The 20,527-nt window shown below is 54.5% G+C and carries 19 protein-coding genes; 17 read left to right on the top strand and 2 right to left on the bottom strand.

All coding sequences use genetic code 11. The features are described from left to right. Nucleotides 1-37 precede the first annotated feature (37 nt). Both nudC and ACEWZM_RS06845 read left to right on the top strand, forming a co-directional pair. Nucleotides 38-1,042, top strand: coding sequence for an NAD(+) diphosphatase (nudC, locus tag ACEWZM_RS06850; protein WP_414005730.1), 1,005 nt, complete (start codon nucleotides 38-40; stop codon nucleotides 1,040-1,042). 69 nt (nucleotides 1,043-1,111) lie between these two features. Next, nucleotides 1,112-1,579, top strand: coding sequence for an SRPBCC family protein (locus ACEWZM_RS06845; RefSeq protein WP_414005729.1), 468 nt, complete (start codon nucleotides 1,112-1,114; stop codon nucleotides 1,577-1,579). A gap of 128 nt (nucleotides 1,580-1,707) precedes the next feature. On the opposite strand, the gene ACEWZM_RS06840 is transcribed toward ACEWZM_RS06845, so the two are convergent. Next, a complete protein-coding gene (locus ACEWZM_RS06840; protein ID WP_414005728.1) occupies nucleotides 1,708-2,541 on the bottom strand; it encodes a prephenate dehydratase in 834 nt (277 codons plus the stop codon). A gap of 119 nt (nucleotides 2,542-2,660) precedes the next feature. Between ACEWZM_RS06840 and ACEWZM_RS06835 the strand changes: the two genes are divergently transcribed. From ACEWZM_RS06835 to fnrL, 6 genes are all read left to right on the top strand, one after another. Then, nucleotides 2,661-3,164: a c-type cytochrome gene (locus tag ACEWZM_RS06835; protein WP_414005727.1), complete on the top strand. Its 504-nt coding sequence runs from the start codon at nucleotides 2,661-2,663 to the stop codon at nucleotides 3,162-3,164. Between the two features lie 230 nt (nucleotides 3,165-3,394). Beyond that, entirely contained in the window at nucleotides 3,395-5,317 is a 1,923-nt protein-coding gene (locus ACEWZM_RS06830; RefSeq protein ID WP_414005726.1) for an extracellular solute-binding protein, read from the top strand. Nucleotides 5,318-5,326: 9 nt separating this feature from the next. Further along, complete coding sequence (locus ACEWZM_RS06825) at nucleotides 5,327-6,412, top strand: microcin C ABC transporter permease YejB (RefSeq protein WP_414005725.1); 1,086 nt, start codon at nucleotides 5,327-5,329, stop codon at nucleotides 6,410-6,412. 3 nt (nucleotides 6,413-6,415) lie between these two features. Beyond that, nucleotides 6,416-7,522 (top strand): ABC transporter permease, encoded by a 1,107-nt coding sequence (locus ACEWZM_RS06820; RefSeq protein WP_414005724.1) that lies wholly within the window; start codon nucleotides 6,416-6,418, stop codon nucleotides 7,520-7,522. Nucleotides 7,523-7,622: 100 nt separating this feature from the next. Then, nucleotides 7,623-9,221, top strand: a complete 1,599-nt coding sequence (locus ACEWZM_RS06815) for an ABC transporter ATP-binding protein (protein WP_414005723.1) — start codon at nucleotides 7,623-7,625, stop codon at nucleotides 9,219-9,221. 268 nt (nucleotides 9,222-9,489) lie between these two features. Further along, complete coding sequence (gene fnrL / locus ACEWZM_RS06810; RefSeq protein WP_414005722.1) at nucleotides 9,490-10,230, top strand: transcriptional regulator FnrL; 741 nt, start codon at nucleotides 9,490-9,492, stop codon at nucleotides 10,228-10,230. 58 nt (nucleotides 10,231-10,288) lie between these two features. Here the strand turns inward: fnrL and ACEWZM_RS06805 are convergent, their stop codons facing one another. Continuing rightward, nucleotides 10,289-11,128 (bottom strand): universal stress protein, encoded by an 840-nt coding sequence (locus tag ACEWZM_RS06805; protein ID WP_414005721.1) that lies wholly within the window; start codon nucleotides 11,126-11,128, stop codon nucleotides 10,289-10,291. Nucleotides 11,129-11,335: 207 nt separating this feature from the next. On the opposite strand from ACEWZM_RS06805, the gene ccoN reads away from it, so the two are divergent. The 9 genes from ccoN (at nucleotide 11,336) to ccoS (ending at nucleotide 20,457) form a co-directional block, all read left to right on the top strand. Then, complete coding sequence (gene ccoN, locus ACEWZM_RS06800; protein ID WP_414005720.1) at nucleotides 11,336-12,946, top strand: cytochrome-c oxidase, cbb3-type subunit I; 1,611 nt, start codon at nucleotides 11,336-11,338, stop codon at nucleotides 12,944-12,946. Nucleotides 12,947-12,959: 13 nt separating this feature from the next. Then, complete coding sequence (gene ccoO / locus ACEWZM_RS06795) at nucleotides 12,960-13,688, top strand: cytochrome-c oxidase, cbb3-type subunit II (protein WP_414005719.1); 729 nt, start codon at nucleotides 12,960-12,962, stop codon at nucleotides 13,686-13,688. 12 nt (nucleotides 13,689-13,700) lie between these two features. Beyond that, nucleotides 13,701-13,898, top strand: coding sequence for a cbb3-type cytochrome c oxidase subunit 3 (locus ACEWZM_RS06790; RefSeq protein WP_414005718.1), 198 nt, complete (start codon nucleotides 13,701-13,703; stop codon nucleotides 13,896-13,898). Next, nucleotides 13,895-14,764, top strand: coding sequence for a cytochrome-c oxidase, cbb3-type subunit III (ccoP, locus tag ACEWZM_RS06785; protein WP_414005717.1), 870 nt, complete (start codon nucleotides 13,895-13,897; stop codon nucleotides 14,762-14,764). Before ACEWZM_RS06790 ends, ccoP begins: the two co-directional genes overlap by 4 nt. A gap of 394 nt (nucleotides 14,765-15,158) precedes the next feature. Further along, a complete protein-coding gene (locus tag ACEWZM_RS06780; protein ID WP_414005716.1) occupies nucleotides 15,159-16,043 on the top strand; it encodes a LysR family transcriptional regulator in 885 nt (294 codons plus the stop codon). Between the two features lie 119 nt (nucleotides 16,044-16,162). Further along, entirely contained in the window at nucleotides 16,163-17,602 is a 1,440-nt protein-coding gene (gene ccoG, locus ACEWZM_RS06775; protein WP_414005715.1) for a cytochrome c oxidase accessory protein CcoG, read from the top strand. Next, entirely contained in the window at nucleotides 17,599-18,069 is a 471-nt protein-coding gene (locus ACEWZM_RS06770) for a FixH family protein (RefSeq protein WP_414005714.1), read from the top strand. Before ccoG ends, ACEWZM_RS06770 begins: the two co-directional genes overlap by 4 nt. A gap of 6 nt (nucleotides 18,070-18,075) precedes the next feature. Continuing rightward, nucleotides 18,076-20,256, top strand: a complete 2,181-nt coding sequence (locus ACEWZM_RS06765; RefSeq protein ID WP_414005713.1) for a heavy metal translocating P-type ATPase — start codon at nucleotides 18,076-18,078, stop codon at nucleotides 20,254-20,256. Nucleotides 20,257-20,298: 42 nt separating this feature from the next. Then, the gene (gene ccoS, locus ACEWZM_RS06760) at nucleotides 20,299-20,457 is read left to right on the top strand and encodes a cbb3-type cytochrome oxidase assembly protein CcoS (protein WP_414005712.1); all 159 of its coding nucleotides are present in this window, start codon (nucleotides 20,299-20,301) and stop codon (nucleotides 20,455-20,457) included. The last annotated feature ends 70 nt before the right edge of the window (nucleotides 20,458-20,527 follow it).

Below are 20,527 nucleotides of genomic sequence, written 5' to 3'. Positions count from 1 at the left end.
GAACATTCGTGCGTGTGCTTAACAATGGAGTGGGGCGATGCGACAGGCAGAACAGGTGACATTCGGCGGTAGCAGTCTGGAAAGGATGGCAGAACTGCGAGAGGACGCCAGCGCTCTGGCAGACCTATGGCAAAGGCCTGACAGTCGTATCCTTTTGATTTGGCGCGGAAAGCCGTTGTGCGCCTTGCCGAAAACCTCCCAAAGTGAGAGCGGTAAAAACACGCTGCCGACGGCTTTGGCCTGGATTGCGTCAGACCATCCTCTGGTTGAAAATACCCGTGCCAATGCAATTTTTCTTGGGCGTTGTTCTGCGGGGCGTGGCCGGTTTGCAGTTGATATTAGCGAGTGGCAGCCAGACAACCTTGGCGATACGTCTCTAGGTGGTTTTGTAGACGTCAGCCAACAACAGCACCCCGAGCTAACAGAAAGTACCGGTTTCGTAGAGCTGCGGCGTATTATGGCAGGGCTCACCCGTGAGGATGCAGAGTTGGCGGCGACGGCACGGGCGGTAATTGGGTGGCATCATACACATGGCTTTTGTGCCTGTTGTGGAGCCGCAAGCACTCTGGCGCAGGCCGGTTGGCAGCGAAATTGCCCCGGCTGTGGCGCGTCACATTTCCCGCGCACCGATCCTGTCGTCATCATGCTGATCACCCATGGTGATGCTGTGCTCGTTGGCCGCTCGCCGGGTTGGCCGGATGGGATGTACTCATTGTTGGCAGGTTTCGTTGAGCCAGGTGAGACGCTGGAAGCAGCGGTGCGGCGTGAAACTAAAGAGGAAACTGGAGTTAAGGTCGGTGCGGTCACCTACCTGTCCAGCCAGCCTTGGCCATTCCCGATGTCGCTGATGTTTGGTTGCGCTGGTGAGGCGCTGACGCGGGAGATCGATATCGACCCAAAAGAGATCGAAGATGCACTTTGGGTGTCGCGACAGGACATGATGACGGTGTTTGAGGGGACGCATTCAACGATTCGCCAGCCTCGCAAAGGTGCGATAGCGCATTTTCTATTGCAAAACTGGCTTGCAGATACGCTGGATTGAAACGAATAGTAGCTATCAACTAATGACCGCAATTTACTACGGCCGGTCGACCGCAACCACAGGACGCACATGAATTTCTCAAGCACAGAGGACATCGACGCACCCATCGCTGAGGTTTTTCAGTCGATTTCTGATTTCGAGAGTCTGGAGCGTACAGCTCTCCGCCGTGGCATTGATGTACAGCGAATGGGTGATGTAGAGCACCCAGAAAAAGGACTGGCTTGGGAGATTGAGTTTCAGTTTCGCGCTAAAAAACGAACGCTACATCTGACACTCGGTACCTATGAGCCGGTGACGCAGATTGTTTTGAGCGGTACGGGAAGCGGTACGGATGGCGCGTTGGAGATTGATCTCCTGGCTTTGTCGCCTCAGCGCACGCGTCTATCGGTTACTTTGTCGCTGGAACCCAAAACATTATCAGGACGGCTGCTTGTTCAATCACTGAAACTGGCGAAGACCAAGTTGAATCGCGGCTTCAAAAAACGGGTGTCCGAATTTGCCAAACAGACGGAAGACCGTTTGAGCAGGACAGCTTAGTGGTCGAGCCGAGCAGTTGATCTTGGCCTGTACTAAATTTTGCCCGTAGGGATGCATCGCGCATTGATCCGGTTACGATGCGACAGAAACGGACCAAGGTACCGGCAAACCAAACAATATATACCTGATCAGAATCTGTCGTCGTTGGCCGGATATACGCCCAGAACTTCTATGTTTGTTGTGAAATAGGCTAATTCATCCATAGCGAGCCTGACGTTGGCATCATCCGGGTGCCCGTCGATATCAGCATAGAACTGCGTCGCGGTGAATGATCCGTCGACCATATAGCTTTCCAGCTTGGTCATGTTGATTCCATTGGTCGCAAACCCGCCCATCGCTTTGTAGAGCGCGGCAGGGATGTTGCGGACCTGAAAAACAAAACTTGTGATCATGCCGTGGTTGCCGCGACGCTCCAGATTTGGATCGCGTGACATGGTCAGAAAACGAGTGGTGTTGTTGACATGGTCTTCGACATGGCGGGCCAAGACATCTAGCCCGTAGATTTCCCCGGCGAGCTCACTTGCCAACGCGCCGTGTGTGTTGTCGCCCTGTTCGGCAACATCGCGGGCAGCTCGGGCATTGTCGGGGCTAATACGGCCGCGAATATTGTTTTCGCTGAGAAACCGCGCGCATTGAGGCAGAAGTACCAGATGTGAATACGCATCGGTTATATCTTCTAACGTTGCGCCCGGAACACCAAGAAGATTGATGTGAACGCGGACGAATGTTTCGTCGATGATGTGCAGGCCGCTGTCAGGCAAAAGACGATGAATGTCAGCCACGCGCCCGTAGGTGGAGTTCTCAACTGGCAGCATCGCCAGCTCAGCCTCACCATTACGTACAGCGTCGATTGCATCCTCAAAGTTGCGACATGGTAGCACATCCATTTCTGGACGTTCCTTACGGCAGGCCTCGTGGCTGTAGGAGCCAAGCTCCCCCTGAATGGCTATTCTTTGGGTCATAACTGCGACATCCGTGCAAAACTTCAAAAAACGGGCGTTTCGTCGCGCTGTCTATACCTTGCCACTTGAGAGGGGAAGCCTTAGACACCCTCCCAGACAGCTGAAATGGACTCGCGATCATGTTTGACACGATGACCCTTACCAAAGCGACCGCAGGCGTTTGCGGCGCGTTCCTTGTGTTCCTCTTGGGCAAATGGGCCGCAGAGGAACTCTATCACACTGAAAGCCATGGCGAGGCTTCCTATGTGATTGAAGTGGAAGAGGCAGGTGCGGAAGAAGTTGCTGAAGTCGTTGACTTTGGTGAACTGATGGCCGCTGCAGATATTGGCAAAGGTGCCAAGGTCTTCAAGAAGTGCTCCTCCTGCCACAAACTTGAAGCCGGTGAAAACGGAACCGGCCCTTACCTGTATGGAGTGGTTGATCGCCCGATCGCCGCAGCGGACGGGTTTGGCTATTCTTCCACGTTGGCCGGTCTTGGCGGCGCGTGGACTGTCGAAGAGCTGGATGCTTTCCTGGCGAAGCCATCGAAGTATGCGCCTGGTACCTCGATGAGCTTCAGTGGATTGAAGAAGCAAAAAGATCGGGTGAATCTGATTGCTTACCTCGCTGGTCTCGACGACTGATCGAAGTTGATTTGTGAAATGTGCAAGAGACCGCGCCATTTGGTGCGGTCTTTTGCGTTGAGGCATGCTTATGCAGATGTAAGGGCATCGTCAGCAGGTTCGTGCTGTGTCGCTGGTTGATACACGGGAAATTCAACCAATCTGAACTTGAAAGTTAGGGGGGCAGCCGCTTAGCTTTGTGTTAGACAATGATCTTGGCAGCGAACGCCGGACATAGGAGGTACTAGCAGATGAAGACATCCACAGCACCGCAACGCGCCGTTTTGGTCCGAGTGATTGATTCACAACCGTTTTTCCGTGCTGCGGCGATAGGATTTACCTCTCTGATGGTTCTACTGCTGGCCGCGACACTGACGCAGGCTGAAGAAGCTGTAGTCAAAAGCTACGGGTTCACTGAATTTGGAGAGTTGAAATATGCAGAAGGCTTCGCGCATTTCGATTATGTCAACCCTGACGCGCCAAAGGGAGGTGAGCTTTCTCTCTCTGCGGTAGGGACTTTTGATAGTATGAACCCTTACACACGTAAAGGGCGGGGCGGCGCTATGTCAGCGGATCACTTTGAGTCGTTGATGATTGGGTCTTATGACGAGCCGGGGTCATACTATGGGCTGCTGGCCGAAAGCCTGGAATATCCGGAGAGTCAGGATTGGGTGATCTTCAACATGCGCCCAGAAGCACGATTTTCCGACGGAACACCCGTGACCGCCGAAGATGTTCTGTTTTCTCACAATCTCCTGCTTGAGCAGGGTTTGCAGTCATACGCCGAGGCGGTGAAAAAGCGCATTCCCAAAGCCGAGGTGCTTGGACCACATCGGGTGAAGTTCTATTTCTCGCCGGATTTTCCACGTCGAGCGATGATCACCCAAGTTGCAGGAACATCGGTTTTTTCCAAAGCATGGTATGAGGCGGACCCTGAAAACCGTCGCTTAGATGAGCCACGTCTTGATCCGGGCATAGGTTCCGGGCCTTATGTTCTGGAAACGGCCGATGTGAACCAACGTATCATCTACAAGCGCAACCCGAACTATTGGGGCAAAGATATCAATGTGAACATCGGGCGTCACAACTATGACCGCATCCGCATTGAATATTTTGGCGATAGCGTCGCTGCAATGGAGGGGTTCAAGGCCGGTGTTTACACACTGCGATCGGAAACCAGCTCAAAGAGTTGGGCGACGGCTTACGGGTTTGATGCGGTAGAAGAGGGGACTGTCGTTAAGGGTGAATTCCCTGACGGCAATGTCCCGGCGGCCAGCGGTTTTGTATTGAACCTGTTACGGCCAAAATTCCAAGACCCACGTGTGCGTGAGGCGATCCAGCTCGGGTACAATTTTGAATGGACCAATGATAGCTTGCAGTATGGATTGTTCGCACAGCGACATTCGTTTTGGCAGGATACTACGCTGGAGGCTAAAGGCCTGCCTGAAGGGCGTGAATTGGAGATCTTGAAAGATCTGGGCGACCTGATCGATCCCGCGCTTTTGACGAGCGAGCCGGTGATGCCACATAGTTCCAAAGCCGTGCGTGCCGTTGACCGGCGTAATCTACGCCGCGCAATGAAGCTGCTGGATGAGGCAGGTTGGGTAGTTGGCGATGATGGGCTGCGTCGCAATGCCAGCGGCGAATTGCTGAAACTGGAGTTCCTAGTCGCTACGCCCACTCTTGAACGGATCGTACAGCCATATGTCGCCAACCTGCGCCAGATGGGAGTTGATGCGACCTCCAGCCGTGTGGATTTCGCACAATATACCAGTCGTCGCCGTGAAAAGGACTTCGATGTGATCAATTTTGCATATCCGAAGTACCTGCTTCCCTCGACAGGGTTATTCCAGCAATTCGGCTCCGACGCGCACGAGTTCTCGGTGTTTAATCCAGCAGGCATGGCGGATCCTGCAGTTGATACACTGATCAAGGCGATTGTTAAATCTGAAGAACAGGAAGAGCTTTACGCCAATGTACGGGCATTGGATCGGATCCTGCGCGCCAAACGGTTTATGGTGCCGACTTGGTATCTGGATGTGAAGTGGGTGGCCTATTGGGATTTTTATAGACAGCCTGAGACGCTGCCGATCTTTGATCTTGGGCTGAAGGATGTCTGGTGGGTCAACGCCGAGAAAGAAGCAGCATTGAAATCCTCTGGTGCGTTGCGGTAAGCGCCTGACATGGCAGCTTACATCCTCAGACGTTTTCTCCTGGTGATCCCGACATTATTCGGGATCCTCGTAATCAATTTCGCTTTGGTACAGTTTGTGCCGGGGGGGCCCGTTGAACAAATGATCGCTCAGCTGGAAGGCGGCGGCGATGTATTCGAAAGTTTTGCGGGTGGCGGTGGCGACGCCGGAGGCGAGGCTGTCGTAGCCAATGACAGCTATGCCGGCCGCCAGGGGCTGCCGCCGGAACTGATCGCTGAGCTGGAAGAGCAATACGGTTTGGATAAACCAGCACTTGAGCGGTTTTTCCTGATGCTCGGCAACTATATGCGCTTCGATTTCGGAGAGAGCTACTTTCGCAAGATCGATGTGATGGATCTGGTTCTTGAAAAGATGCCGGTTTCGATTTCGCTAGGGCTATGGTCAACATTGATTGCCTACTTGATCTCTATTCCACTTGGGATCCGCAAAGCGCTACGTGACGGCAGCCGGTTTGACACCTGGACCAGCGGCCTGATTATCGCAGCCTATGCGATACCAGGCTTTCTTTTTGCGATCATGTTGTTGGTGCTGTTTGCAGGTGGATCATATTGGCAGATTTTTCCACTGCGAGGGCTCACCTCGGACAACTGGGAAAATCTTAGCCTCTTTGGGAAGGTCGCTGACTACTTTTGGCATATCACGCTGCCGGTGGTGGCCTCGACCATCGCCGCCTTTGCCACGCTGACCCTGCTGACCAAGAATTCCTTTCTAGATGAGATCAAGAAGCACTACGTTATGACTGCCCGAGCCAAAGGTTTGAGCGAGCGGCGGGTCCTTTATGGCCACGTGTTTCGCAACGCGATGCTCATTGTGATCGCTGGTTTTCCAGCGGTGTTCATCGGTGTTTTCTTTTCCGGCAGCCTGATTATTGAGACGATTTTCTCGCTCGACGGGTTAGGACGGCTGGGATTCGAAGCGGCTGTAGCGCGTGATTATCCCGTTATCTTTGGTACGCTGTTCATCTTTGGTTTGATGAGTCTCGTCGTCGGTATCGTTTCGGACATCATGTATGTGATTGTTGATCCCCGCATCGACTTTGAAAAGAGAGAGGGCTGACGGATGGCTTTGTCTCCACTCAACCAACGCCGCTGGAATAACTTCTGTCGCAATCGCCGGGCCTTTTGGTCGCTATGGATCTTTGCGGCGTTGTTCGGGATTTCGCTTTTTGCGGAATTCGTCGCCAACGATAAGCCGATGTTGGTGAACTACCGGGGAGAATATTTCACCCCGGTGTTCAACTTTTATCCGGAGACTGTCTTTGGTGGGGATTTCCAGACCGAAGCCAGCTACCGTGATCCAGAAGTGAAATGCCTTATCGCATCCGGTGGGTTGGAAGACTGTTTCGATGATCCAGAAGGAATGCTCAACGAGATCGAGGCAGGTACATTTGCGGCGGAGGGGTTTGAGGAAGGTTGGGCAATTTGGCCGCCGATCCCTTATTCTTTCAATACCACTGTCGACCGTCCTGGTGCGGCGCCATTGCCGCCGAATGGGCAGAACCTGTTAGGGACCGATGATACCAAGCGTGACGTGCTGGCTCGGGTCATCCATGGTTTTCGGTTGTCGATTTTGTTCACCCTGATGGTGACAGGTGCGGCCACGTTGGTGGGTATTGCGGCAGGTGCTGTTCAGGGTTTCTTTGGCGGATGGCTCGACCTGATTTTTCAGCGTGTGATTGAGATTTGGGGGTCCATTCCGCAGCTCTATGTCATCATCATCATGTTTGCGATCCTTGGCCGCAGTTTCTGGTTATTGGTAGTCCTGATGATCCTGTTTAGTTGGACCGCGTTGGTTAGCGTGGTGCGAGCTGAGTTCCTGCGTGCGCGTAACTTGGAATATGTTCGTGCGGCGAAGGCGTTGGGTGTCGGCAATATGACCATTATGTTCCGCCATATGTTGCCCAATGCGATGGTTGCTACGCTTACGTTCCTGCCATTTCTCGTTACAGGCACCATCGGAACACTCGCCGGATTGGATTTCCTCGGCTTTGGCCTTCCGGCATCAGCGCCGTCACTGGGGGAGCTGACATTGCAGGCCAAGCAGAACCTCGAAGCACCCTGGCTGGCGTTCACAGCCTTTTTCACCTTTGCCATTATGCTGTCGCTTCTGGTTTTCATCTTTGAAGGTGTGCGCGATGCCTTCGATCCGAGAAAGACGTTCTCATGATCATATCAGGCTCTCCGAAGCAGTTTAGAGATGCTTTTTGCCACTACTTCACCGGCACAGTTGCCCTACAGGCAGCTACTTCAATTCATGGGCATCCAAAATGAACACGACTGATCAAGCTGCTCCTCTGTTGCGCGTAAAGGATCTGCGGGTGTCTTTTGGCCAAGACGGCAAAGTAACCGAAGCTGTACGCGGTGTATCCTTTTCGGTGGACCGCGGAGAGACCGTAGCTCTGGTCGGCGAATCTGGCTCGGGCAAGTCGGTTACCGCACTGTCGACGGTATCTTTGCTTGGAGATAGCGCCAGCGTCAGCGGTTCTGTGACCTATGAGGGGCGGGAGATGGTGGGAGCTAGCGAGCGCTGCCTCCAGCAAGTGCGCGGCAATGACATCAGCTTTATTTTCCAAGAGCCAATGACCTCTCTCAACCCGCTACATACGATCGAAAAGCAGCTCGCCGAGTCTTTGGCTTTACATCAAGGACTGGATGGCAGTACGGCGCGGGATCGGATCGTGGATCTGTTGAACCGGGTGGGGATTCGTGATGCTGAAACCCGCTTGGGTGCGTATCCGCATCAGCTCTCGGGCGGTCAGCGTCAGCGGGTAATGATTGCCATGGCGTTGGCCAACAAGCCTGACATCCTGATCGCGGATGAACCGACCACAGCGCTTGATGTGACAATCCAGGTGCAGATCCTTGAATTGCTTGCTGATCTGAAGGCCAACGAGGGCATGGGCCTTTTGTTCATTACTCATGATCTGAGCATTGTGCGTAGAATCGCGGATAGGGTTTGTGTCATGCAGGCCGGCGAGATTGTCGAAAGCGGACCTACAGCGGAGATTTTCGCTAATCCGCAGCATGCCTATACGCGCAAACTTCTTGATGCCGAGCCGAAGGGACAACCGCAACCTGTTCCCCAGAATGCGACGGAGTTGATCTCCACAAAAGACCTAAAGGTCTGGTTTCCTATTCAGAAAGGCTTGCTTAAGCGGACAATCGGTCATGTTAAGGCTGTGAACCCCACCTCGATCTCGGTGCGCGGAGGAGAGACGCTGGGCATCGTTGGTGAAAGCGGCAGTGGCAAGACCACGTTGGCGCTGGCCATTATGCGGCTTATCGCTTCCGAAGGTCGGGTCGAGTTCCTAGGGCAGGATCTGCGTCAGTGGTCGACACGGGACCTGCGCCGCCTGCGGGCAGATATGCAGATTGTGTTTCAGGACCCGTTCGGCTCTCTCAGCCCGCGTATGACCTGTGCTCAGATTATTGCCGAAGGGTTGGGCATCCACAGTGTTGGCCAAGATCGTGATCCGCGGGATCTGGTGCGTGAGGTTATGACGGAGGTCGGCTTGGATCCTACCTTCATGGATCGCTATCCGCATGAGTTTTCCGGTGGGCAGCGACAACGTATCGCTATTGCACGCGCCATGGTTTTGCGACCGAAATTGGTGGTATTGGACGAGCCTACTTCGGCCTTGGACATGACGGTGCAGGTGCAGATCGTCAATCTGCTACGCGATCTACAGGATCGTTATGGGCTGGCCTATCTGTTCATTTCACATGATTTGAACGTTGTGCGGGCGATGTCGCATAAAATGATCGTGATGAAGCAAGGTGATGTTGTTGAGGCTGGATCTGCGGCCGATCTGTTTGCGAATCCATCGGATCCTTACACTCGGCAATTGTTGGCCGCTGCAGGTTAGACACCGTCTTAGCGGATGCAGATAGCTCAGTCGCGACGGTATGGCGCATACGATTGATTTGGTTCATATCTGCCTTGTAGAACACATAAGCGGGGATTTTCCCGCAAAATCAGGGCACTGGCTTTGGGGTCTTTGATGGGCAAACAGGCTGTTGTTGCGAGATCCCGGCCAACAGGCACCGCGTTACCAATTGTGATTAGGACTCTATCTGCCTAGATTGGATCCGCAGGTGGGTTTTGACCTTGGTGCAGATTAAATCGGATTCGTCATGAACGCTCCTACTATTCAGAACGTAAATTGCGGCGATTGCCCCATTCGCCACCGTGCGGTTTGCGCGCGTTGTGATACGGCTGAATTGGAAGTGCTGGATTCGATCAAATATTACCGGACCTATGACGCAGGTCAGCATATTACTTGGTTTGGTGATCGGATGGATTTTGTCGGTTCGGTGGTTTCAGGGGTCGCGACCCTGACACAGACCATGGAGGATGGGCGGACCCAGATGGTGGGTTTGTTGTTACCGAGCGATTTTGTTGGTCGGCCCGGGCGGGATGCCGCAGCTTATAACGTGGTGGCGACATCAACTGTTGTCATGTGCTGTTTTCGAAAAAAACCGTTTGAAGACATGATGTCCCATACACCGCATTTGGCGCACCGGCTGCTTGAAATGACATTGGATGAATTGGATGCAGCGCGGGAATGGATGCTTGTTCTCGGGCGCAAGACTGCGCGCGAGAAAATCGCCAGCCTATTGTTGATTCTGGCACGGCGCGATGCGTCTTTGCAGCTCTCTAACGATAGCGACCGACGGGTATTCGATCTACCTCTCACCCGAGAGGCGATGGCGGACTATCTGGGCTTGACGCTAGAGACTGTTAGTCGCCAGGTGTCGGCCTTACGCAAGAATGGCGTGATTGAGCTGGAAGGCAAGCGGCATGTGACCGTTCCGGATATGGGTCGCCTCATGGAAGAAGCCGGTGATGATAGTGACGGCGGATGCCTGAACTGATTCTTTCCTTGGTTTGAATTAAGTGCGACAGCTCATTTCGACCAGACCGGCCGTCGTCTTAGTGGGCCATCAGCACCGGCACCTGCGCCTTTTCCAGCATGTTACGGGTGGCACCACCCAAGATTGCTTGACGAAAACGGGAATGCCCATAAGCGCCCATAACGATCAGATCGGCAGCCGTATCAACAGCGTGGCGGTTCAGTACTTCTGACACATTCGGCATCGTCTTGCTGAGCACATCGATCTCACAGTTGACGCCATGACGAGACAGCATCTGACATAGAAGACCACCGGGATCGGAACGCTCCGGTCCGTGTTGTGGTGGGTCAATGACTACAACACGAACCATATCGGCGGCCTGCAGCATTGGCAGAGCTTTTCGAACAGAAGTCATGGCTTCAATGCTCTCATTCCACGCAATCAGGACAGTTTTGATATGATCAGGTAGGGTTGTATTGTCAGGCATGACTAGTACCGGAGCCCTGCCTTCGAAAAGGGCAGATTCTACAATGGCTTCGGCCTCAGTGGGGCGATTTTTGCCATAGGGCTGTGCCAGCACTACGAGATCAGAGAAACGCGTAAGACGGGCAACGTGTCGGCCGATATCAGCCATCTGGGCAACGCCGGTCTCAACATTGAAATTTACAGCCGATTGGCTCAAACGTTTGGTGACTGACCTTTCAATAGCGCCGACCTCTTCCTTCGCGCGAGCAAGCGTCTCCTGCAATACCATCGCATTTGCGCCAGCATAGTAATACCCGGTCTGAGTGCGATCCACACCCAAGCATAAGGCATTCACATGGCCTTCCGTTAGCCGCGCTAGGGCGACGGATTGTTCCAGCTGTGTTTCGGTGTTCACAGGTGTGGTCAGAACGGTCAGCAGCGTTTTGTAGCACATAGAAACCTCGCATCTTCAAGAGCGGCTCCAACTCGCGTTTGGCTTCGTCGCAGGTTGCGCCTTTGGGAATTTGCTTCACACATTCTGAGGCACCCCGTCTTGATACAGATCAAGGTGAAGTCTCGTGTCTTTCGACATCTAAGGCCCAGAACAAAACTGTCTGATGCGATCTATAGAATTGTGTTGGGCAAGGAAGAGGGACGCAAGATGTCTAGTTATATCAGGCTAATAGTGCTTGGTTTGGTCACGCTCTTTGCGATGATTGCGACAAACTACGCGAGGGATTTAGCCTATCAGGTGCATGCGATAATCATCATGATCGTTTCCGGGGGGCTTTTTCTTTACACCCTTCGATACACAGACGAACCGCCCGTTGCGGCTGGATCGCTCCAGAATGAGTATTTCGATAGCGTTGTGCGGGCTGGCGTGGTGGCAACCGCGTTCTGGGGGATTGTGGGGTTTCTGGTCGGTGTCTTTATTGCCTTTCAACTGGCCTTTCCGGTCCTGAATTTTGAATGGGCACAAGGGTTAGCCAATTTTGGACGATTAAGGCCGCTGCATACCTCGGCGGTTATCTTTGCCTTTGGCGGGAACGCGCTGATAGCGACATCTTTCTACGTGGTACAACGCACCTCAGCCGCCCGTCTATGGGGGGGTAACTTAGCGTGGTTCGTGTTCTGGGGCTATCAGCTATTTATCGTTCTGGCGGCAACTGGCTACCTGTTGGGGTCGACCCAATCAAAAGAATACGCTGAACCTGAGTGGCACGTTGATCTGTGGCTGACCATCATCTGGATCGCCTATTTGGCAGTTTTCCTAGGCACAGTCATCAAACGCAAAGAGCCACATATCTATGTGGCGAACTGGTTCTACCTGGCCTTTATCGTGACCGTAGCGATGCTGCATTTGGTCAACAACCTGACGATCCCAGTTAGTATTTGGGGATCCAAATCCGTGATCCTGTGGTCCGGTGTTCAGGATGCAATGGTGCAGTGGTGGTATGGGCATAACGCTGTAGGTTTCTTCCTGACAGCGGGTTTCCTCGGTATGATGTACTACTTTGTGCCGAAACAGGCTGAACGGCCAGTCTTTAGCTATAAACTATCGATCATCCACTTCTGGGCGCTGATCTTCCTCTATATCTGGGCCGGACCGCACCACTTGCACTATACAGCGTTGCCTGACTGGGCTTCTACCTTGGGCATGGTGTTCTCAATCGTGCTGTGGATGCCCAGTTGGGGTGGCATGATCAACGGTCTGATGACCCTTTCGGGTGCCTGGGACAAGTTGCGTACTGATCCGGTGATCCGAATGATGGTGATTTCCATTGGTTTCTACGGCATGACCACCTTTGAAGGGCCGATGATGTCGATCCGTGCCGTCAACTCACTGTCGCACTACACCGACTGGACTATCGGTCATGTACACTCTGGTGCGCTTGGATGGAACGGCATGATCACCTTCGGTGCGCTGTATTTTCTCGTCCCTGTTCTGTGGAAGCGTGAACGCCTTTATTCACTCAGCCTAGTGTCTTGGCATTTCTGGCTGGCGACCATTGGCATCATTCTCTACGCGGCATCCATGTGGGTGACCGGCATAATGGAAGGTCTGATGTGGCGTGAAGTCGACGCCAACGGGTTCCTTGTGAATTCCTTTGCCGACACAGTCGCGGCCAAGTTCCCGATGTATGTGGTGCGCGCTTTGGGTGGCGTCATGTTCCTCTCTGGTGCTTTGATCATGTGCTATAATCTCTGGATGACCGTTCGGCGGGCTCCGGCCAAAGAGGCCAGCCTGACCGTTGCGGTTCCGGCCGAATAAGGAGGGTCGGAAAATGGCATTTCTTGACAAACACAAAGTCCTCGAGACCAACGCAACCCTCCTTCTGGTGTGCAGCTTTCTAGTCGTGACCATTGGTGGGCTGGTCCAGATCGCCCCGCTTTTCTGGTTGGAAAACACCATTGAAGAGGTGGAGGGTATGCGCCCATATACCCCGCTGGAGCTGGCCGGCCGTGATATCTATGTCCGTGAAGGCTGCTATGTCTGCCATAGCCAGATGATCCGCCCAATGCGCGATGAGGTCGAACGCTACGGGCCATACTCGCTCGCAGCAGAGTCGATGTATGACCACCCGTTCCAATGGGGTTCAAAACGCACCGGGCCCGATCTGGCCCGTGTCGGTGGCCGTTACTCGGATGAATGGCATGTCGACCATCTGCGGGATCCGCAGTCTGTTGTGCCGGAATCTGTGATGCCCAAATATGGCTTCCTCGAAAATAACCGGATCGATGGAGAATACATTGGTGATGTGATGGCCGCGAACGCCTTTGTTGGCGTACCGTACTCCGGCGAGATGCTGGACAGGGCTCAGGAAGATTTCTACTCCCAAAGCGACCCTGATGCCGACTATGACGGCCTGTTGGACCGCTATGGTGCAAAGGTCAGCGTGCGCAACTTTGACGGCCAGCCTGGTATCTCCGAGGCCGATGCGTTGATCGCCTATCTACAGATGCTGGGGACGTTGGTTGATTTCTCGACCTTCACCCCCGTCGCCAACCGTTGATTGGACGCAGACATGGATATTTACACTCTGCTTCGGGAATTTGCAGATAGCTGGATGCTGCTCTTCTTGTTTGTGTTCTTTGTTGCTGTGGTGATCTGGGCGTTCCGCCCGGGCAGCACCAAAGTCTACAGTGACACAGCCAACATCCCGTTCCGACATGAAGACAAACCCGCCTCAGGTCCGGGTGAAGCCAAGGAGGCGCGATCATGACTAAGAAAGTGACAAAGTTCGAAGATGATCCGAACACCACTGGCCATAGTTGGGACGGCATCGAGGAATTTGACAACCCAATGCCACGTTGGTGGCTTTGGACCTTATACGCGACCGTCATCTGGGCCATCGGCTATACCATTGCCTATCCGGCATGGCCTGGGATCCAATCAGCTACCGCCGGTGTGTTGGGGTGGAACTCCCGCGCGTTGGTCGCGGCAGAAATCGCCGCCGTGAATGAGGCCAATGCCTCAATCAATAGCCGCCTTGAGGAGATTGAACTTGTATCAATCACCACTGATCCTGAGCTGAACGGCTATGCTGTATCGGCGGGGTCGGCGGTGTTCAAAACCTGGTGCGCGCAGTGCCACGGCGCTGGCGCGGCCGGGGCCAAAGGGTATCCTAATCTCCTTGACGATGACTGGCTCTGGGGCGGGTCGATGGAGGATATCCATGCAACGATCGCCCACGGTGTTCGCAACGAAGAAAGTGGCGATGCACGTTATTCGGAGATGCCTGCCTTTGGCCGGGATGAGCTGCTTCAGAAAGAAGAGATCGATCAAGTTGTGAACTATGTAATGTCGCTGTCTGGTGAGCCGGAGGATACGGCCAAAGTTGAAGCAGGAGCTGTAGTTTTTGCTGACAATTGTACCTCCTGTCATATGGAAAATGGTACTGGTGACCGCTTGCAAGGTGCGCCCAACCTTGCAGATGCGATCTGGCTCTATGGTGGCGACTATGAAACGCTTACCAAGACGGTCAATAACTCGCGTTATGGCGTTATGCCGAACTGGAACACACGCCTGACTGAAGCGCAAGTTCGCGCGGTCACGGCCTATGTGCACCAGTTGGGCGGCGGCGAATAAACGCCTTTCTTCTGCTGTGAAATTAGAAAAGGGTCGCTCATGGAGGGGCGGCCCTTTTTTACGTTTCTGGACTTGTCTTAGGGCTTAAGTTTCGGTGCAAAGCTGTCGGGGAGGGCAGGGATTTTCCTCGCCCTTTCGCTGTGTTTGGATCATGGCTCTGATCCGCAGGATCTGGCGGCGGATTAATCCCGTACTGCGCGCAGGCGGGGTGTGGGGGGCAGGGAGTTCGCGCACCTGAACAGAGGTCTGGCGCGTCGCGGTTAACATGGATCGGGCGTAGATATCTGTCAGCATCTTGAAATCTCCTGTGCTGGGGTTTCTGCCTTTGATTGTCGCTCTGAAGTGGGCAAAATGCGACTCAGGAAAAATGTAGTTATGTAAGTCAGGATTACATATGGATTGGCTCTCCCTACCGCCGCTTGCCGCATTAAGGTCCTTTTCTGCCTATGCGGAACACGGAAGTCTAACCAAAGCTGGGGAGGCGTTGAATGTCAGCCACGCTGCCATCAGCCAACAATTGCGCAGCCTAGAGGATTATCTAGGTACGCCGCTGCTGGACCGCAGTGGTCGGGCCTTGGTACTGACTGAAGAGGGCAAACATTTGGCGCAGGCGCTGTTGCTGGGCTTTGGGGCTATTCAATCGGCGGTTCAGGATCTTAACGCGCTGGGCACGGCGCGGCCCCTGCATGTCAGCTGTACACCAATGTTTGCAGCCAATTGGTTGATGCCGCGCCTTGCGGAGTTTCGCATCGGGCACCCGGATGTTGATCTGGTGATCGATCCGCGCGGCGAAATCGTTACGTTGCAGCCAGGGGGTGTCGATATCGCGTTGCGCTACGGCGATGGTAATTGGGCCGGACTTGAGGCCGAAATGCTATTGTGTTCTCCAATGGTTGTTGTAGCCAAGCCCAGTCTGTTGCGGGATCGCATCGTGCAGACGCCCGAGGATCTGTTGGATCTGCCCTGGCTCGAAGAGCTGGGCACCACGGAGGCGGCCCATTGGCTGCGCTCACGCGGGGTGGCCGAGGTCATTCGCGGTGCCAGCCTCAAACTGCCGGGCAATCTTTTGATGCAGGCAGTGCGCGAGGGGCAGGGGGTCGCGGTGAGCGTGAAGGACTTTGTGCGCGAGGATCTTGAGACCGGGAGATTGGTTGAGCTTTTCACCGGAACTGAGGGGCGTGGCTATTACACCGTGACGCGTCCGGGTGTGCAGCGCCAAAATGCGCGAAAGTTCATCTCCTGGCTGCGCCGGTACAAAAAGGCAACTCTTCACGAGTGACGTTGGGATCAGCGGATAAAGGTATCTGTCCGATACGCTTTTTGATCCACGTCAAAGAGCGCACTACTGAAATTTGAAAGAACCACACCACAAGGACATAAATTCAGTGGAGTGAGTCCGTGAGTGATTCCGATCCCGCCCCGAGCCTCTATGCGCCCCGCGAGCCAATTTTTCCGAGGCGTGTGTCCGGGCTTTTTCGCACTTTGAAATGGTACATCTTGGCGGGCACGCTGGGCATCTACTACATAACACCATGGCTTCGTTGGGACCGCGGTCCGGCATTGCCGGATCAGGCGGTGTTGTTGGATCTGGCCAATCGCCGGTTCTATTTCTTCTGGATCGAAATCTGGCCACATGAGTTCTATTTTGTCGCGGGCCTTCTGATCATGGCTGGGTTGGGGCTGTTTCTTTTCACCTCTGCACTAGGGCGCGTCTGGTGCGGCTACGCCTGCCCACAAACGGTTTGGACCGACCTCTTCATTCTTGTTGAACGCTGGATCGAGGGGGATCGCAATGCGCGGCTACGCCTCCACCGGCAGACGACGATGGATTTCCGGAAGGCGCGTTTGCGTATCACTAAGTGGGTGTCGTGGCTGCTGATCGGCCTCGCAACAGGTGGGGCCTGGGTATTCTACTTTGCTGATGCGCCAACACTGCTACAGGATCTGATCGCAGGGAATGCCCATCCGGTTGCATACACCACGATGGCTATCCTCACGGGCACCACCTTTCTGTTTGGCGGTTTCGCTAGGGAGCAGATTTGTATCTACGCCTGCCCTTGGCCACGTATTCAGGCCGCAATGGTGGATGAAGATACGCTGACCGTTGGGTATCGCGAATGGCGGGGAGAACCGCGTGGCAAGACGCGCCAGACCGATGAGCCCGGGCTGGTGCATGGTGATTGCATCGACTGCATGGCCTGCGCCAACGTCTGCCCGATGGGGATCGACATTCGCGATGGGCAGCAATTGGAATGTATCACTTGTGCACTCTGCATCGACGCATGTGACGACGTGATGGAGCGTCTCGGCAAACCGCGCGGTTTGATTGACTACATGGCGCTCAGCGATGAGATGAATGAACGCTCGGGACAGCCCCCCAAGAACATTTGGAGGCATGTCCTGCGCCCGCGGACGACTATGTATACCGTACTTTGGGGTGGCGTCGGTCTGGCACTTTTGTTTGCTCTGTTTATCCGCTCCGATATCGAACTGACCGTTGCACCGGTGCGTAACCCGACGTTTGTAACGCTGTCTGACGGCGCTATCCGCAACACCTATGACGTACGTTTGCGCAACAAGACCGGCGAGCCGCGCCTGTTTGAGCTGTCGATCAAAGGAGGCCGCGATATGGAGCTGAATTTGGAAGGTGTGGATGGCACGATCGTCACCGTACCGGCCGACACCAGTTTCTTGCAACGGGTTTACATTTCGGCACCTAAATCTGCAGCGACGGCGGCTGCACGTAGCACGCCGGTGCGGATCTGGGTTGCAGATATCGGTAATGGCGAGCGCGCGCACAAAGATACCAGCTTCAATGGACGTGGGAGCGACAAATGATGGGAGACGAACCAATTCGCCAGTTAACTGGTTGGCATGTTCTGCTGGTCTTTGGTGGCGCATTTACCGTGATCATTGGCGTCAATATCGCGCTTGCGTTCAATGCAGTGCAGACCTTTCCGGGACTTGAGGTGAAAAACAGCTATGTTGCCAGCCAAAGTTTTGATGCACGTCGCGATGCGCAGCAAGCATTGGGCTGGTCAGTCTACGCCTCTGCTGTCGAGGATCAGATAAAGCTGGAGATCACCGATGCTGATGGCTCTCCGGTAGAAGTTGCGCAGCTGTCCGCGACCCTTGGGCGGGCCACCCATGTGAAAGATGATCAGGCGCCGGAATTTCGTTTCGATGGCGAGGCTTATATTGCTGCTGCAGAGCTAAGCGCGGGCAATTGGAACATCCGCATGATTGCAGAAGCAAATGATGGGACCGAGTTTACTCAACGCGTTATTCTACATGTCGCGCGGTAGACGGTCATGACCACTGCCCTTCGTCCTCAGCTTGCTGCGTGTCCGGGCTGCGTAGCGGCCCCAAACGGTGCTGTTGAGCAGGCTCCAAGCGAAGCGCGGCTGACCTTGTCGCTGCCTGGAATTCACTGTCAGGCCTGTATTTCTGCTGTCGAGCGTGGATTAAATGCGGTGCCCGGCGTTCGTAGCGCGCGGGTAAACCTGACGCTCAAGCGCGCCCTGATCGAGTCTGATCCAGATGTCCAAGCATCGGATTTGGTACCGGTCTTGGAACAACTAGGAATTGAGGCGCACGAGCTGGATCTTTCCGCATTGGGTACAACCACCACTGATCAGGCAGGGCGCGACCTGTTGATGCGATTGGCGGTGGCATTCTTTGCGTCCATGAATGTGATGCTGCTGTCGATCTCTGTCTGGTCCGGCGCAAGCGATGCGACTCGTGATATGTTCCACTGGATCTCTGCGGCGATTACATTTCCCGCGATCCTCTTTGCCGGTCAGCCTTTCTTTCGCAACGCTAGGCAGGCGCTTCGGGTAGGACGGCTTAATATGGATGTGCCGATCGTTCTGGCACTGGTATTGGCGCTGGTTACATCGCTTTGGGAAACCTCGCTATCTGGTGAGCATGCTTACTTTGATGCCGCTCTGACTCTTACGTTTTTTCTGTTGGCCGGGCGCTATCTGGATCACCGTACCCGAGCAGTCGCGCGGTCCGCTGCCGAGGAGTTGGCAGCGCTTGAGATTTCACGGGCTTTGCGGTTGGACGAGGACGCGAAAACAGTTGAGCTTGCTGTTGCTGACCTGACTATTGGCGACCGTATTCTTGTGCGCCCTGGCGGGCGAATGCCGATTGACGGTGTTGTAGTTGACGGGCGATCCGAATTGGATCGGTCGCTGCTAACCGGGGAAACGCTGCCAGTGTTTGCTGAGGCTGGCAGTCTGGTATCTGCAGGTGAGGTGAACCTGACCGGTCCTTTGGTTGTGCGCGCTACGGCTGACGGAACCGATAGCTCATTGCACCGGCTTGCTGATCTGGTGGCCGTCGCTGAATCCGGGCGGTCGCGCTATACCTCGCTCGCAGACCGAGCAGCGAAGCTCTATGCACCGGGGGTGCATATCTTGTCTGGATTGGCCTTCCTTGGTTGGTATCTATTTACGTCGGATTTGAGAGTGGCGATGAATATCGCTGCGGCGGTTCTGATCATTACCTGTCCCTGTGCTCTTGGACTAGCGGTGCCTGCGGTAACGACAGCAGCCTCGGGTAGGTTGTTCAAAAAAGGTATGCTCATCAAACATTCTACGGCACTGGAACGGCTTGCGGAGGTCGATACCGTAGTTTTTGACAAGACCGGAACACTAACCAATGGCACGCCCAGTTGCGATGATTTAAGTCGGTTGCCACCGTTGGGTCAAAAGCTTGCCTTTGCGCTTGCGCGGGGCTCTGATCACCCGTTGTCGGTTGCCATCTGTCGTGCGGCAGAGCAGATGGGGATAGAGCCAGCTCCCTTGAAGGGACTGCAAGAGGTGCCAGGCTATGGTACCGAGGCCCTGTATGAGGGTAAGCGAGTGAGGCTCGGTCGTGCAGCTTGGGTCGGCGCATTTCCCGGTGCAAAGACGGCTGCATATCTCGACCGGGGCGATGGGCCACCACAATCACTGACGTTTTCAGACAGCTTGCGAGTGGGCGCTACTGAAGCGGTCGTTGCATTGCAGAAGGTGGGTAAGGAGGTCTGGCTTGTCTCTGGCGATACCGACACGGTCGTAGACGATCTCGCGGATCGTCTTGGGATCGAAAACTGGATCGCATCTGCTTTGCCAGAGGACAAAGCCGACCAGATTGTGGCTCTGTCCGAAGCAGGGCATCGGGTTCTGATGATCGGTGATGGTCTCAACGATACGGCTGCTCTGGCCGCGGCACATGTGTCGATTTCACCTGCGTCGGCACTGGATGCTGCGCGAGTTGCTTCTGACATTGTTTTGTTGGGGCAGAATCTTCTCCCTATCGCGGAAGCCTGCAGCGTTGCAAATAAGGCAACACGCCGGATTCGCGAGAACTTTCGTATCGCCACGCTTTACAACGCGATCGCTGTGCCCTTGGCCGTGGCGGGGCTGGCAACACCACTGGTGGCTGCTTTGGCGATGTCGATGTCCTCCATAACGGTGTCTCTGAATGCTTTGCGCTTGCGGTGAATGCCTGCGCATTGCAATCCGACCCAGATCGAAAGGCCTGCAATGAGTGTCCTTACCTATCTGATTCCGATCTCTATATTTCTAGGTGGGCTCGGGCTTGTCGGTTTTCTGTATACCGTGCGGTCGAACCAATATGACGATCCGGAAGGGGATGCGCGGCGCATTCTCAACGATGAATGGGATGAACACCCCAAGCCATGATGCATGACGCTGCCTGATAGCCCGCATGATAAAAGAAAAGGCGCCTCAGATGCGCCCTTTCCTATTGGCT

This window comes from Phaeobacter cretensis (genome assembly GCF_047372505.1).
GTDB classification, from domain to species: Bacteria; Pseudomonadota; Alphaproteobacteria; order Rhodobacterales; family Rhodobacteraceae; genus Phaeobacter; species Phaeobacter cretensis.
This window is presented reverse-complemented; position numbering and strand designations above follow the sequence as displayed.

What these genes read in the sequence shown, in the direction of transcription:
- ACEWZM_RS06825 (WP_414005725.1), top strand. Translation starts at nt 5,327, where the DNA reads ATGGCAGCTTACATCCTCAGACGTTTTCTCCTGGTGATCCCGACATTA.
- ACEWZM_RS06790 (WP_414005718.1), top strand. Translation starts at nt 13,701, where the DNA reads ATGGATATTTACACTCTGCTTCGGGAATTTGCAGATAGCTGGATGCTG.
- ccoN (WP_414005720.1), top strand. Translation starts at nt 11,336, where the DNA reads ATGTCTAGTTATATCAGGCTAATAGTGCTTGGTTTGGTCACGCTCTTT.
- ACEWZM_RS06835 (WP_414005727.1), top strand. Translation starts at nt 2,661, where the DNA reads ATGTTTGACACGATGACCCTTACCAAAGCGACCGCAGGCGTTTGCGGC.
- ACEWZM_RS06770 (WP_414005714.1), top strand. Translation starts at nt 17,599, where the DNA reads ATGATGGGAGACGAACCAATTCGCCAGTTAACTGGTTGGCATGTTCTG.
- ACEWZM_RS06780 (WP_414005716.1), top strand. Translation starts at nt 15,159, where the DNA reads ATGGATTGGCTCTCCCTACCGCCGCTTGCCGCATTAAGGTCCTTTTCT.
- fnrL (WP_414005722.1), top strand. Translation starts at nt 9,490, where the DNA reads ATGAACGCTCCTACTATTCAGAACGTAAATTGCGGCGATTGCCCCATT.
- ACEWZM_RS06805 (WP_414005721.1), bottom strand. Translation starts at nt 11,128, where the DNA reads ATGTGCTACAAAACGCTGCTGACCGTTCTGACCACACCTGTGAACACC.
- ccoP (WP_414005717.1), top strand. Translation starts at nt 13,895, where the DNA reads ATGACTAAGAAAGTGACAAAGTTCGAAGATGATCCGAACACCACTGGC.
- ACEWZM_RS06845 (WP_414005729.1), top strand. Translation starts at nt 1,112, where the DNA reads ATGAATTTCTCAAGCACAGAGGACATCGACGCACCCATCGCTGAGGTT.
- ccoS (WP_414005712.1), top strand. Translation starts at nt 20,299, where the DNA reads ATGAGTGTCCTTACCTATCTGATTCCGATCTCTATATTTCTAGGTGGG.
- ACEWZM_RS06840 (WP_414005728.1), bottom strand. Translation starts at nt 2,541, where the DNA reads ATGACCCAAAGAATAGCCATTCAGGGGGAGCTTGGCTCCTACAGCCAC.
- ccoO (WP_414005719.1), top strand. Translation starts at nt 12,960, where the DNA reads ATGGCATTTCTTGACAAACACAAAGTCCTCGAGACCAACGCAACCCTC.
- nudC (WP_414005730.1), top strand. Translation starts at nt 38, where the DNA reads ATGCGACAGGCAGAACAGGTGACATTCGGCGGTAGCAGTCTGGAAAGG.
- ACEWZM_RS06815 (WP_414005723.1), top strand. Translation starts at nt 7,623, where the DNA reads ATGAACACGACTGATCAAGCTGCTCCTCTGTTGCGCGTAAAGGATCTG.
- ACEWZM_RS06830 (WP_414005726.1), top strand. Translation starts at nt 3,395, where the DNA reads ATGAAGACATCCACAGCACCGCAACGCGCCGTTTTGGTCCGAGTGATT.
- ACEWZM_RS06765 (WP_414005713.1), top strand. Translation starts at nt 18,076, where the DNA reads ATGACCACTGCCCTTCGTCCTCAGCTTGCTGCGTGTCCGGGCTGCGTA.
- ACEWZM_RS06820 (WP_414005724.1), top strand. Translation starts at nt 6,416, where the DNA reads ATGGCTTTGTCTCCACTCAACCAACGCCGCTGGAATAACTTCTGTCGC.